We start from the raw sequence: 13036 nt of genomic DNA, 5'->3' as shown, positions 1-13036 counted from the left end.
TTTTCCGGGGAAAAAGACGTTCCCCCCAGAGGTGTATTTGCCAAGATGAAGGAGCGGCCTAGCGCGTTCGGGTGCGGATATCAGGCGCGGGCGCGTTCGGATTTTGGGTCGTACATGGGGCGCGTGGAGGCCTGGGCCTTTATGCGGGTGCCGGCGACTTCGATCTCAAAGGTGGAGGCGAGCATCTCGGCGGGGGTTTCACCGGGGCAGGGGACATAGCCCAAGCCGATGGCACCGCCGAGGGTGTGGCCGTAGTTGCCGGAGGTGATGTAGCTGACGACCTCGCCGTTGCGGATGATGGGCTCGGCGTGGAAGAGCATGGGTTCGGGATCGGTCAGCTTGAATTGGACCAGGCGCATTTGCAGGCCCTCTTCGCGCTTTTTCGCGACCGCGTCGGCGCCGATGAAGTTGGTTTTGTTTTTGGCGACGGCAAAGCCAAGGCCCGCTTCGACGACGTGATCCTCGCCGGTGATGTCATGGCCGAAGTGGCGGAAGGCCTTTTCGATCCGGGCGCTGTCCATCATGTGCATCCCGCACAGCCGCAGCCCGTGGTCGGCGCCGGCGGCGTGGAGGGTTTCGAAGACATGGGCGGCTTGGTCGGCGGAGACGTAGATCTCCCACCCCAACTCGCCCACGTAGGTGACGCGGTGGGCGCGGGCGGTGCCGAGGCCGATCTCGATTTCCTGCGCAGTGCCGAAGGGGAAGGCGTCGTTGGACCAGTCGGTCGGGCTGACGGCCTGCATCAGCGCCCTTGCGTTAGGGCCCATCACGGCGATCACCGCTTCGGCCGCCGTCATGTCCGTCAGCACCACCATCTCGTCGCGGCGGTGCATCTTCAGCCATGCCATGTCGCGGATCAGCGTGGCCGCAGGCGTGACCACCAGATAGCTGTCGCGCGCCAGCCGCGTGATGGTGACATCCGCCTCGATCCCGCCGCGTGGGTTGAGGAATTGCGTGTAGACGATCTTGCCCACGGGCACCGCCATATCCCCGCCCGCAATCCGGTTCAGGAACGCCTCCGCGTCGGGGCCATCCACGCGGATCTTGCCGAAGGAGGACATGTCGTACATGCCCACCGCCTCGCGCACCGCGCGGTGCTCTTGCGCCTGATTGTCGAACCAGTTCTGGCCCTTCCAATCGTAGACGTATTCCCGCTCCTGCCCCTCGTTGGCGTACCAATTGGCCCGCTCCCAACCTGCCAACTCTCCGAAAACCGCGCCATTAGCCTTCAAGTGCTCGTGCAACACGGACCGCCGCACCCCGCGTGCCGTGGCCTTCTGGCGGTAGGGGTAGTGGTCGGCGTAGAGCAGCCCGAGCGTCTCGGAAGCCCGTTCCTTCAAATACCTCCGGTTCCGCTGAAACGGCTGCATCCGGCGAATGTCCACGTCGCCCACGTCAAACGGCGGCAGGCCGTTTTCCATCCACTCCGCCAGCGCCCATCCCGCGCCGCCAGCGGATTGAATGCCAATCGAGTTGAAGCCCGCGCAGACCCAATAGCCCTCCACTTCCGGAGCGGGCCCCATGTGATACGCATCATCGGGCGTGAAGCTTTCAGGGCCGTTGAAGAACGTGTGAATGCCCGCCTCGGCCAGCATCGGCATCCGCTCGCAAGCCTGCTCCAGGATCGGCTCGAAGTGGTCGAAATCCTCGGGCAGCTGGTCGAACTCGAAATCCTCGGGGATCGGCCCCCAGGGCTTGGACACCGGCTCGAACGCGCCAAGCAGCATCTTGCCCGCGTCTTCCTTGTAGTAGGCGCATTCGTCCGGCACCCGCAGAACAGGCAACTGCTGCAAGCCGTCAATGGCCTCCGTCACGATGTAGAAATGCTCGCACGCTTGCAGCGGCACATTCACGCCCGCCATGGCGCCAAAATCGCGCGCCCACATGCCTGCACAGTTCACCACCATGTCGGCCTGGATCGTTCCAGCCTCGCCATCGGCCTCCCAGTTAACGCCGTTAACCTTTCCGCCCGCCACGTCCACGCCCGTGACCTTCACGTTCTCCAACACCGTCGCGCCGCCCATGCGCGCGCCCTTGGCCATGGCCAGCGCGATGTTGGCCGGGTCGCCTTGCCCATCCAGCGGCAAATACACCGCCGCCGTCATGCCCTCGGTGTTCACGTGGGGGTAATGGCGGTTGACCTCTGCGGCGTCGATCTCCTCGACCTCCACGCCGAACGACCGCGCCATGCTGGCCTGCCTGCGGATCTCCTCCGCCCGGTGCTCGGTCAGCGCCATGGTGATGGAGCCGCAGCGGCGGAACCCCGTGGCCACGCCCGTCTCGGCCTCCAAGTTCCCGTACAATTCCTGGGAATACTTCGCCAACCGCGTCATGTTCTTGGTCGCGCGAAGTTGCGCGATCAGCCCCGCCGCGTGCCAGGTTGTCCCGCTTGTCAGGCGCTTGCGTTCCAGCAGAACCACATCTTTCCAACCCAGTTTCGTCAGGTGATAGGCCACGGAACAGCCAGCGACGCCGCCGCCGACGATGACGACGCGCGCGTGAGAGGGGACTTTGGACATATGTGGGAGACCCGGATTGAATGAAAAAAGGGGCGGAGGTTTCCCCCCGCCCCGATAGCGTTAACCGTTGGCCTGCATGTGGTCCAACGTTTTGCGGAAGCGGCCGACGATCTCGTCAACATTCTCGCGCGTGGCGATGAACTGCGGCGCGATGATCGCGTTGTCCCCGGTGAATTTCACCGACAGTCCGTCCCAGAACATGCGCTTTTGCAACTCGGTGCCGCGCATGCCGGGGCCACCTTCCGCGTGCACTTCGACGCCCGCCATCAGGCCCGCAACGCGGATGTCCTTGATCATCTCATGGTCCTTCAACCCGCCCATCAGCGCCTCTTCAAAATAGGGGATCAGATCGGCAGAGCGTTGGTACAGCCCCTCTTCTTCAAGGATGTCCATCATGGCGTTGCCCGCCGCGCAGGCCGCCGGGTGGCCCGAGTAGGTGTAGCCGTGGAAAAACTCCGTCAACCCGCGCTTGGAAGAGCCTACGACCGTCTCGTAAATGTCATCGCGGCAGGCCACGGCCCCCATGGGGATGGAGCCGTTGGTCAGCGCCTTGGCCATGGTGATGATGTCAGGCTCCACGCCGTAGCGCTGCGCGGCGAAGGCCGTGCCCATACGGCCGAAACCGGTGATAACCTCATCAAATACCAGCAGGATTCCGTATTGGTCACAGATCTTGCGCAGACGCTCCAGATAGCCCTTGGGGGGCGGCAGCGCACCGGTGGACCCGGCCACGGGCTCGACAAATACAGCCGCGATATTGCCGCCGCCGTAGGTCTGGGCCATCCGCTCCAGATCATTGGCGAGTTCCTCGCCGCTATGCTCGGAATGGCCGCCGGGGATGAACGTCTCGGACGGGTCATAGGTGTGGCGCAGCATCATCACGCCGGGCACCGTGGCGTGGAAGATATCGCGGTTCTTGACCATGCCCGACAGGCTCACGCCGCCGATGTTCACGCCGTGATAGGCGCGCTCGCGGGACACGAAACGGGGGCGGCTTTCGCCACGCGCGTTCCAGTACGCCATGACGATCTTCATCGCCGTGTCCACGGATTCAGAGCCGGAGTTGGTGAAGAACACGTGGTTCATCTTCTCGGGCAACATGCGGCTGATCTTCTCGGCCAGCGCGAAGCTGCCCGGGTGGCCCGCCTGAAACGGCATGACGTAGGTGTATTCGGTCATCTGCTTGGAGACGGCCTCGGCGATCTTCGGGTGGCAGTGCCCGGCGGGCGAGCAGAACAGGCCCGAGGAGCCGTCCAGCAATTGGCCGCCCTTGTGGTCGTAAAGGTGGACGCCTTCCGCACGGACAACAAGGCGCGGGTCTTCCTTGAAGCCGCGGTTGTCAGAGAATGGCATCCAGTGCGCTTCAAGCGAGTTCGTTGCATCATAGGCCATGGTGGACCCTCCCAAAAATGCCCGCCGAGCAACCTCGGGGGGCATGAAAACGATGCACAAAAGTCGCGCCAAGCGCAGAGTCGGAGTAGGGCCAGAAGGGACGATGATTAAGGCCACGACATTTGCAGGTGATACGAGAGGTGAGTGCACGGCCAGAGAGCGCCCAGAATGGTGTGCGCAATTCTTGTATATGAATAATTTTGCGTTGTTTGACAGTGACTTGGGCGGATGCTCACGCTTGAGCAGGCGTTACTGCGCCTGAACGGCCGTGACCGCGATGATCTGAACGATATCGTCCGCCGTACAGCCCCGCGACAGATCATTGGCCGGCTTCGCCAACCCTTGAAGGACCGGCCCAATCGCCGTCGCCCCCCCAATCCGCTGCGCGATCTTGTAGCCGATATTGCCAGCATCGAGGTTCGGGAAGACCAGCACATTGGCGTGGCCCGCAACCTCGGAGCCGGGCGCCTTCGAGGCCCCGACAGAGGGCACGATCGCGGCATCGAACTGCAGCTCTCCATCAATCGCCAGATCGGGCGCCGCTTCCCTCGCAAGCGCGGTGGCCTGCGTGACCTTGTCCACATTCGGATGCCGCGCGCTGCCCTTGGAAGAGAATGACAGCATGCCCACCCGGGGCGTCGTGTCGAGCAAGGTCCGCGCCGACGCCGCCGCCTGCTGCGCGATGGAGGACAGTTCTTCGGCGGACGGGTCAATGACCAGCCCACAGTCGGAGAAGATGAACCCTTGGCGTCCCATCGGATGCCCCTCGGGCAGCACCATCAGGAAGAAGGAGGACACCAGCGCCGCGCCCTTGGCCTTGCCGATCACCTGAAGCGCGGCGCGCACGGTGTCGGAGGTCGTATGAACCGCGCCGCCCACGGTGCCGTCGGCCAGCCCCTCGCGCACCATCATGGCCGCAAAGACGAGGGGTTGGCGGACGAAACGGGCGGCCTGTTCCTCGGTCACGCCCTTGTGGGCGCGCAGGGCATGGAAGGCGGCGGTAAAGGCGGGAAAATGGGGGGAGGTCTCGGGGTCTTCGACAGACACGCCGGGGATCGTAGCGGAGAGGGCGCCGGGCCCCACAATGGTGACCCGGGCCAAGCCCCGGTCCACAGCAACCCGCGCGGCTTCTTGCACGCGCGGGTCACTGCCTTCACTTAGCACGATGTGCTTCAAGTCCGCCGCCGCGCGGGCGGCAATGGCGGCCAGCGGATCACTCGCCACCTTGCTCATGTCAGCCGACCTTCTGGGGGCGCATATCGTCCTTGGAGATGCCCGCAACCTTGACCGGCTTCTTCATCGCGTCGCGACGGAAGGGCTCACCCAACTCCTGGTTGATCATCGCCTCGATCAGCGTGGTGATACCGTTCTCCATCTGATCCTTGATCGCCTGATCAAGGGCCGCCGTCAGCTCGTCCTGCGTGCGGGCGACAACGCCCTTCAGGCCACAGGCTTTGGCGATACCGGCGTAGGAGACATCCTCGTCCAGCTCGGTGCCGACGAAGTTGTCGTCGAACCACAGCGTCGAGTTCCGCTTCTCAGCGCCCCACTGATAGTTGCGGAACACGATCTGCGTGATCGCGGGCCAGTCGCCACGGCCAATCGCCGTCAGCTCGTTGACCGAAATGCCGAAGGCGCCGTCGCCCGCAAAACCAACAACCGGTACATCCGGGCGGCCGATCTTGGCACCGACGATGGAGGGCAGGCCATAGCCACAGGGGCCGAAGAGGCCGGGGGCCAGGTACTTGCGGCTGTCGTTGAACGAGGGGTAGGCGTTGCCGATGGCGCAGTTGTTGCCGATATCGGAGGAGATGATCGCCTCCACCGGAAGCGCGGCCTGGATTGCACGCCACGCCATGCGCGGGGCCATCCAATCGGGCTTCGCGTTGCGGGCACGCTCGTTCCAGTCGGTGCCGGGATCGTCCTGCTCTTCAGTCATCGACGTCAGTTCCTGCGCCCATGCGGACTTGGTCTGAGCGATCATGTCCTTGCGCGCCTGACGGTCGGTGTCGCCGGCGCCGTCAGACAGCTTCTCGGTAATGCCCTGGGCAACCTTGGCCGCGTCGCCGACGATGCCGACGGTGACCTTTTTGGTCAGGCCGATGCGGTCGGGGTTCAGGTCCACCTGAATGATCTTGGCGTCCGTGGGCCAGTAATCAATGCCGTAGCCGGGCAGGGTGGAGAAGGGGTTCAGACGGGTGCCAAGGCACAGGACCACGTCGGCCTTCGAGATCAGCTCCATGCCCGCCTTGGAGCCGTTGTAGCCCAGGGGACCGGCGTAGAGGGGGTGGTTGCCGGGAAAGGCATCGTTGTGCTGGTAGCCAACGCAAACGGGCGCGTCGAGACGCTCGGCCAGCACGCGGGACGCCTCGATGCCGCCTGCAGATAGGATCGCACCGGCACCGTTCAGGATGACGGGGAATTTGGCGTTGGACAGCAGATCTGCCGCTTCCTGCACGGCCGCTTCACCGCCCTGAGGCAGTTCGAAGTCGACGATGACGGGCAGCTCGATGTCGATCACCTGGGTCCAGAAATCGCGCGGCACGTTGATCTGAGCGGGGGCAGAGGCGCGTTTGGCCTGCATGATCACGCGGTTCAGCGTCTCGGCGATGCGCGAGGGGTCACGCACTTCTTCCTGATAGGCGACGCAATCGGCGAACAGGTTCATCTGCTCCATTTCCTGGAAACCGCCCTGACCGATGGTCTTGTTGGCGGCCTGCGGCGTGACCAGCAGCACCGGGGTGTGGTTCCAGTAGGCAGTCTTCACGGCGGTCACGAAGTTGGTGATGCCGGGGCCGTTTTGCGCGATCATCATCGACATCTTGCCGGTGGCGCGGGTGTAGCCGTCAGCCATCATGCCGCCCGAAGTTTCATGGGCGCAGTCCCAGAAGGTGATGCCCGCATCGGGGAAAATGTCGGAAATCGGCATCATGGCAGAGCCGATAATGCCGAATGCGTTGTCGATGCCATGCATCTGAAGTGTTTTGACGAAGGCTTCTTCGGTGGTCATTTTCATGGCGAATCTCCCCAGAGCGGACTCCCCCGTGGGTCCGCAATTGCGCAATTAATGAGCCAATTGGTCTCAAAAGTGGTAGGGCCAAAATTTCAGACGAGTAGGGCCAACATCAGCGCAAAGTGAACGTTTCAATGGCGCCAGTGGATCGGTGCCAGGATGTCGAGGCAACATGCCTCTCTGCCTCAGGGGCATACGCCTTTGGCCGTTGCTGATCAAAGAGAAAAGCTAGAAAAGCTCGATTTCCGGGCTGACGGGAACGGCGGCGACGGGTTTCGAGACCGGGACCACTCGCATAAGAGACACTTCCACCTCTCCGGTGTAGGGGGAAAAGCGAACGCGCCTGCCACGGGTGCCGCCAAGATCGTGGCCGCGCAGAGTGAACCCTTCGGTGCGCACGAAGTCGTAGGCAAAGGTGCAATTCGCCTCTCCTACGCCGGTTTTTCCGCCCAGAACACTGGCACCGCCGAATAGCCAAACCTCCAACCGATGCCGTGCTGCGCCTTTTCGCAGCAGCGCATTGGTGAGCTCCTCCATACTGCGGCCACCGTATCGGACACTGTTGCCATTTCGCGGGTCGTCGCCGGGCAGGAGAAAGTGGTTCATCCCCCCCAACCGCAACTCCGGGTCGCGCATACAGGCAGAAATGCAAGAGCCCAGAATACTGGTGAGCGTTTGTTTCGGGTCGTTCGAAACGCGCAACTGTCCCTGCATGACGTGCTGCATATATGGGTTGGCAAAATTGATCATTGGATTGGTGCTGCGCTTGCGGAGGCGGCGCTTAGGATTGCTTTGCCAATTTCAGGAAGCGGAAGGACTTCGCGGGCGAAGCCCTGCTCTGTGGCAAGGCGGGGCATGCCGTGGACTGTCGAGGTCGCTGCATCCTGCGCGATCGTCCAGCCGTCGGCCCGGTGGATGGCCCCCAAACCTTTAACGCCATCGCGCCCCATGCCCGTCAGGATCACGCCCACGGCGCGGCTACGTAGGGGGGCTACACTATTGAAAAGGGCGTCGATGGACGGTCGATAGCCCGAGACTGGCGGGGCTTGGGACACAACGCACCGCATGCGCTGGGGGTCCAAGGTCAGATGGGAAGGGGGGCCGGGTGCGAAGACAACAGTGCCCGCGCGCATCGGCATGTCGTGCTGGCCAAGCGTCACATGGGCCGCGCAGTTGCGGTCAAGCCGTGCAACGAAACGCTTCAGAAATTCCGGCTTGATATGTTGTACGATCAGCGTCGGCGGGCAGTCTTTGGGGTAGCTGGACAGCACTTCCGTCAATGCCTCTACCCCCCCGGTTGAAGCGCCAATGGCGACCACACGCTGTGCCGCGCGTCGGTCCGGCGAATGGAGGGAAAAGAATGGTGGCGGCACCTCAACATTAAGGCCAAGCGCGCGAAAAATACTCCCGGCACTGGTCGCAGTGTGGGCAGCAATGAAGGCGCTGCCGATCATGTGCAGCAGCGCCCTGAACATCGGAAATTCAGGCCGCCGCGCGACGCATGGCGAGCAGATCGTGACGTCGGGGGGCTGCGCTTCCGTTTGCGCGTAGGCATCGGTCAGTGAGGCGAAAGTACCCACGACCCTAAGACGACCATCTTGGACAAGCCTTTGCACAAATGCAGCCCGGGCGCCGTGGTCAGGTTGGATGACAGAAACGCTAAGAGGGGAATGCGGATGTAGCCCGGAAATCACTATACTACCCTTTTATTATCCCTTTTTCCGGTCATTTTTGGCACCGGGGACGCAAGCAATACGCCTTTGCTCAGGGCTAACGGCAAATAGTTAAGAAACTCTGTCGAGACATCGAAATTCTAGCATCAGATCAGGATTGGATTTTTACCGGGCTGTTAACGCAACCTTCATATTGCATCCGTTACCCCTTCCTTGCAGCGGCCCTGCGTATGTCCGTGAACAGAAATGACGCGCCGCCGGAAGCATAGCCGGTCGGGGCAGGGCGTTGCGTATATGGGCGCCTTAAAAGGAGCGAGATGATGGTCGATACGTACAACCTGGAAGGACATCTCGATAGTCTTGCAGCCTCTCCGATCGCCCGAGAGTTGCTGGAACATCGCGGCGCCGCCCTTCGCGTGGATAGTCATCACGTCGCCTACGCCGGAACGCTTCTTGTTCAGATACTGGTCGCGGCGAAAAGGCAATGGCAGGAGGATTGCCACGATTTCAGCGTTGCCCCGGTCAGCCCGATCTTGGCAACCGCGTTGGCAGAACTTGGCGTGGATCCAGCCGCAATCGGGGCAGCGCCAGAGGACATCCTGACGACGGAGGCCATTGAATGAGCCTGTCTGTTCTCGCGATTGATGATTCAAAGACCATGCGCAGTTTGTTGAGCTCGGCGCTCGGCAGGGTCGGCTATTCGGTGGAACTGGCAGAGGATGGCAATGATGGGCTGGAGCGGTTCACCAACAGCGATCCCGACGTTGTGATTACCGATATCAACATGCCCAACCTCGACGGGTTTGGGTTTATTGAAGCGGCGCGCAAGCTGACCCGTGATCGCGTTGTACCGATCCTTGTGTTGACGACGGAATCCGCTCCAGAGCTGCGTGCTCGAGCGCGATCCGCCGGGGCCACGGGCTGGATCGTTAAGCCTTTCGACGACGAGAAACTGATTTGGGCGATCGAGCGTGTCGCGGATACGAAGGGGCAGGGATGAGCGCCGCCGGAACAGACGACTTCCGTTCCTCATTCTTCGAGGAATGTGAGGAACTCCTGGAAGCGATGCATGACGGCTTTGGCCTCATGATCGACGGCTTGGGCGATAAAGAAACTATTCACGTGGTGTTCCGTGCCGTTCATTCCATCAAGGGCGGCGCGGGGGCATTTGGGCTGACGGCGCTGGTTGCCTTCGCGCATCATTTCGAAACCGCCCTCGACCGCGTGCGGTCCGGTGCGGTCACGGCATCCCCGGACTTGCTATTGCTATGCCAACGCTGCGGCGACCACCTGTCCGACCTCGTGGCCACTGCCAGAGAGGGAAAGGACCTGGACCCGGCCCCGGCAATATCCCTTGGGGATCAGTTGGATGCGGTGATCGGCCCCCCTGTCGCCGCCGAAGCGCAAACCGATGCGGCGGCAGACGCGTTTGAACCTCTTTCGCTAGACCTGGGTGACTTTGGAATGGTCCCTGATGCGCCCGCTGAAGTGTCCGGTTATCAGTTAAAATTCAGCGCCGAGCCCGAGCTTTTTAGCAGCGGCAACGAGCCTGCCCTGTTGATCCGCGCTCTCGCCAGGTTCGGGACCTGTTCCGTCAAGGCCCATGTGGCAGACGTGCCGCCTCTGGCGCAACTCGACCCTTCCATGTCCTTCATCACATGGGACATTAATTTGGAGACCGATGCCTCGGAGGACGTCATCCGCGACGTTTTTGACTTCGTGACGGATTGCGCGCATCTCACCGTTTCGGCGCTTCCGATCATGGCACAGCCGCCCTTGCCGGACCTCGCGCCGCCGCCCTCACTGCCTTCTCCGTCCAACCCGGTCGTGGAAGCGCCAAAACCCAAGGTGGAAAGCGCCCCGCAACCCGCCGCGCCCACGGCCTCTCTCCAGACAATTCGGGTGGACTTTGAGCGGGTAGACAAGCTGATCAACCTGGTCGGGGAGTTGGTCATAAAAGAGGCAATGCTGACCCAGGCGGTCGGCACGATAGACCTGCCAACGGGCCACGATGTGTTGCAGGAAATTGAAGGCCTCAAACAGCTCGCAGGTGAGATTCAAGAAGGTGTGATGGCGATCCGCGCGCAGCCCGTGAAACCTCTGTTTCAGCGCATGGCCCGCACCATCCGCGATGCCGGTACGATGACCGGTAAGCGCGTAAAGCTCGTGATGAAGGGCGAAGCGGCGGAAGTAGACAAGACCGTATTGGAACGCCTCGTGGACCCGTTGAACCACATGGTGCGCAATGCGGTGGATCACGGCTTGGAAACCACCGAAGATCGGTTGGCGGCGGGCAAACCGGCCGAGGGCACGGTGACATTGTCGGCGGCCCACAGATCCGGCCGCGTGGTGATCGAGATTTCGGACGACGGGGGCGGCATCAATCGCGAAAAGGTGCGGGAAATCGCCATAGAGCGCGGGCTGGTTACGCCCGATACCCCTTTGACCCCGTCCGAGATTGACGCATTGCTGTTTATGCCGGGCTTCTCGCTCAAAGATGAAGTGTCCGAACTGTCCGGCCGGGGCGTCGGTCTGGATGTCGTGCGCAACGAAATATCCTCACTAGGAGGGCGCCTGGCGATCTCCTCCGAAATGGGCCAAGGGACTGTCTTCTCCATCAGTTTGCCGCTGACCCTTGCGGTGCTTGAAGGCATGATTGTTGTGGTGGCCGGTCAGACCATGGTGATCCCGATTACGGCGATTCAGGAAACCTTGCATCCCGACAGCGCGCACATCCACACGATCGGGTCCGGCAGTCGGGTGTTGTCGATCCGCAATACGTTAGTGCCAGTTGCGGATCTCGGGGCCATGTTCGGTTTCAGGAAGGAGCCTTCGGACCTGGAAGACCATGTGTTGCTGGTTGTCGAAACCGAAGCGGAGCGGCGCTGCGCCCTGATCGTCGATGCCCTCCACGATCAACGCCAAGTCGTGATCAAAAGCCTAGAGACCAATTATGCGCAAATCAGCGGTATCGCGGCGGCGACGATTTTGGGGGATGGGCGTATTGCCTTGATTGTCGATCCCGAAGGCATAGCCGCGGGCGTCGCGCCCGTACCTGCCAATGCTGATCCCATAACGCATACCGCCGATGAGGGAGAGTTGCATGTCGCAAACTGAACTGGAAGTAGAGAAGAGCACCCAGGAAGTTGTCGCGTTCTGCGTGGCAGAGCAGGATTTTTGCTTTGACATCATGTCAGTACGCGAAATCCGGGGGTGGACAGAAACGACAACATTGCCTCACGCCCAAAGCTATGTGAAGGGGGTCATCAACCTGCGCGGCTCTGTCGTTCCGGTGGTGGATTTGTCGGACCGCTTGGGCTTCGGCCCGTCCGAGCCGAGCGCGCGCCACGTGATCATCATCACGGTGGTCGAGGGGCAAACCATCGGCCTTCTGGCCGATGTCGTCTCGGATATTTTGGCGGTATCAGATGACGCCATGCACGCGGTGCCGGAAATGGTCTCGGATCAAGTGAAGGCATTCATTTCGGGTGTTGTCTTGGTGGAAGATCGCATGATCCGCCGCCTGGATTTGGGCCGCGTCGTGCCGACTGCCGGTAGAGAAGCGGCATGAGCTCGGACGTTTCGGCCCCGGCAGATCCCAACCCATCGCCGCATTCCTCGGAGGATGCAGCGTTTGGGACTATCGCAAGTATCCTGCAAGCCGAAACGGGTATCGAGCTGACGAAAGGTAAGCGGGGCCTTGCGATCTCTCGGCTATCGCGACGCCTGCGGGACTTGGGGGTGCGCGATCTGAACGCCTATTGCGACTTGCTTTCGGGTCCAAAGGGCGCCGCAGAACTGCAAGAGATGATCCTTTTGCTCACCACAAATGTGACGCGATTTTTCCGTGAGCCGCACCATTTCGATGCTTTGCGCTCAGCAATTCTGCCCGATCTCATGGAGAAGGCGCGGGCTGGCGCAAAAGTGCGCATCTGGTCGGCGGGATGTTCCAGCGGCGAAGAGGCATTTTCCCTCGCCATGACAATTCTCGACGCCTTTCCCGAAGCAGCTTCATGGGATGTGCGCATTCTTGCCACGGATATCGACCGGAATGTCATCGACGTCGGGCGCAGAGGACGGTTTCGGATCAGCGAAGAAGAAAAGCTGGCCCATCCGGTCCTTGAAGACTTCACCGAAAGGGTCACGGGCGACAATCATGAGGTGTGCAAAGTTGTGCGGTCCATGGTGCAATTTGGGTGCCTTAACTTGCAGCACCCCTGGCCGATGCAAGGGAAGTTTGACGTCGTCCTGTGTCGCAACGTCGTGATCTACTTTTCTCAAGAGACGCAGCAACGCCTTTGGCCTCGGTTTGCGAACGTGATGCAGGACGGGGGCCACCTGATTATCGGACATTCTGAACGGGTCACCGGCCCCGCCGTAAAGCGGTTCAAGCCAGCGGGCGTGACCTATTATGAACTGAGCGCCTAGGGGGGCATGAA

Annotated in this window: 11 protein-coding genes; 5 read left to right on the top strand and 6 right to left on the bottom strand. The window is 61.7% G+C overall.

Annotated elements, in window-relative coordinates:
* Positions 1 to 80: 80 nt before the first annotated feature.
* The 6 genes from AADW23_RS16310 to AADW23_RS16285 all read right to left on the bottom strand — a co-directional run bounded on the left by AADW23_RS16310 (position 81) and on the right by AADW23_RS16285 (position 8504).
* Positions 81 to 2519, bottom strand: coding sequence for an FAD-dependent oxidoreductase (locus AADW23_RS16310; RefSeq protein ID WP_341861999.1), 2439 nt, complete (start codon positions 2517 to 2519; stop codon positions 81 to 83).
* A 60-nt stretch (positions 2520 to 2579) separates the two neighbouring features.
* Positions 2580 to 3911 carry an aminotransferase class III-fold pyridoxal phosphate-dependent enzyme gene (locus AADW23_RS16305; protein ID WP_341861998.1) on the bottom strand — a complete coding sequence of 444 codons (1332 nt, stop codon included), beginning with the start codon at positions 3909 to 3911 and terminating at the stop codon, positions 2580 to 2582.
* Between the two features lie 249 nt (positions 3912 to 4160).
* A complete protein-coding gene (gene pta / locus AADW23_RS16300; protein WP_341861997.1) occupies positions 4161 to 5144 on the bottom strand; it encodes a phosphate acetyltransferase in 984 nt (327 codons plus the stop codon).
* 1 nt (position 5145) lies between these two features.
* Complete coding sequence (gene xsc / locus AADW23_RS16295; protein ID WP_341861996.1) at positions 5146 to 6927, bottom strand: sulfoacetaldehyde acetyltransferase; 1782 nt, start codon at positions 6925 to 6927, stop codon at positions 5146 to 5148.
* 225 nt (positions 6928 to 7152) lie between these two features.
* The gene (locus tag AADW23_RS16290; protein ID WP_341861995.1) at positions 7153 to 7674 is read right to left on the bottom strand and encodes a chemotaxis protein CheD; all 522 of its coding nucleotides are present in this window, start codon (positions 7672 to 7674) and stop codon (positions 7153 to 7155) included.
* Positions 7671 to 8504, bottom strand: coding sequence for a CheB methylesterase domain-containing protein (locus tag AADW23_RS16285; RefSeq protein ID WP_341861994.1), 834 nt, complete (start codon positions 8502 to 8504; stop codon positions 7671 to 7673). The genes AADW23_RS16290 and AADW23_RS16285 overlap by 4 nt, the downstream gene beginning before the upstream one ends.
* A gap of 410 nt (positions 8505 to 8914) precedes the next feature.
* On the opposite strand from AADW23_RS16285, the gene AADW23_RS16280 reads away from it, so the two are divergent.
* The 5 genes from AADW23_RS16280 to AADW23_RS16260 are packed head-to-tail and all read left to right on the top strand — an operon-like array spanning position 8915 to position 13025.
* Positions 8915 to 9220, top strand: a complete 306-nt coding sequence (locus tag AADW23_RS16280) for an STAS domain-containing protein (RefSeq protein WP_341861993.1) — start codon at positions 8915 to 8917, stop codon at positions 9218 to 9220.
* Positions 9217 to 9597 (top strand): response regulator, encoded by a 381-nt coding sequence (locus AADW23_RS16275; protein WP_341861992.1) that lies wholly within the window; start codon positions 9217 to 9219, stop codon positions 9595 to 9597. Before AADW23_RS16280 ends, AADW23_RS16275 begins: the two co-directional genes overlap by 4 nt.
* The gene (locus AADW23_RS16270; protein WP_341861991.1) at positions 9594 to 11714 is read left to right on the top strand and encodes a chemotaxis protein CheA; all 2121 of its coding nucleotides are present in this window, start codon (positions 9594 to 9596) and stop codon (positions 11712 to 11714) included. Before AADW23_RS16275 ends, AADW23_RS16270 begins: the two co-directional genes overlap by 4 nt.
* Positions 11701 to 12168, top strand: coding sequence for a chemotaxis protein CheW (locus AADW23_RS16265; protein WP_341861990.1), 468 nt, complete (start codon positions 11701 to 11703; stop codon positions 12166 to 12168). The genes AADW23_RS16270 and AADW23_RS16265 overlap by 14 nt, the downstream gene beginning before the upstream one ends.
* Positions 12165 to 13025, top strand: coding sequence for a protein-glutamate O-methyltransferase (locus tag AADW23_RS16260; protein ID WP_341861989.1), 861 nt, complete (start codon positions 12165 to 12167; stop codon positions 13023 to 13025). The genes AADW23_RS16265 and AADW23_RS16260 overlap by 4 nt, the downstream gene beginning before the upstream one ends.
* The last annotated feature ends 11 nt before the right edge of the window (positions 13026 to 13036 follow it).

It is taken from the genome of Gymnodinialimonas sp. 57CJ19 (assembly GCF_038396845.1).
Classification (GTDB): domain Bacteria; phylum Pseudomonadota; class Alphaproteobacteria; order Rhodobacterales; family Rhodobacteraceae; genus Gymnodinialimonas.
The sequence above is the reverse complement of the archived record's forward strand: the minus strand, read 5'-3'. Positions and strand labels throughout refer to the sequence as shown.

Excerpts from the sequence above, each read along its gene's own strand:
- AADW23_RS16310 (WP_341861999.1), bottom strand. The coding sequence starts at position 2,519 with ATGTCCAAAGTCCCCTCTCACGCGCGCGTCGTCATCGTCGGCGGCGGC.
- AADW23_RS16305 (WP_341861998.1), bottom strand. The coding sequence starts at position 3,911 with ATGGCCTATGATGCAACGAACTCGCTTGAAGCGCACTGGATGCCATTC.
- pta (WP_341861997.1), bottom strand. The coding sequence starts at position 5,144 with ATGAGCAAGGTGGCGAGTGATCCGCTGGCCGCCATTGCCGCCCGCGCG.
- xsc (WP_341861996.1), bottom strand. The coding sequence starts at position 6,927 with ATGAAAATGACCACCGAAGAAGCCTTCGTCAAAACACTTCAGATGCAT.
- AADW23_RS16290 (WP_341861995.1), bottom strand. The coding sequence starts at position 7,674 with ATGATCAATTTTGCCAACCCATATATGCAGCACGTCATGCAGGGACAG.
- AADW23_RS16280 (WP_341861993.1), top strand. The coding sequence starts at position 8,915 with ATGATGGTCGATACGTACAACCTGGAAGGACATCTCGATAGTCTTGCA.
- AADW23_RS16275 (WP_341861992.1), top strand. The coding sequence starts at position 9,217 with ATGAGCCTGTCTGTTCTCGCGATTGATGATTCAAAGACCATGCGCAGT.
- AADW23_RS16270 (WP_341861991.1), top strand. The coding sequence starts at position 9,594 with ATGAGCGCCGCCGGAACAGACGACTTCCGTTCCTCATTCTTCGAGGAA.
- AADW23_RS16265 (WP_341861990.1), top strand. The coding sequence starts at position 11,701 with ATGTCGCAAACTGAACTGGAAGTAGAGAAGAGCACCCAGGAAGTTGTC.
- AADW23_RS16260 (WP_341861989.1), top strand. The coding sequence starts at position 12,165 with ATGAGCTCGGACGTTTCGGCCCCGGCAGATCCCAACCCATCGCCGCAT.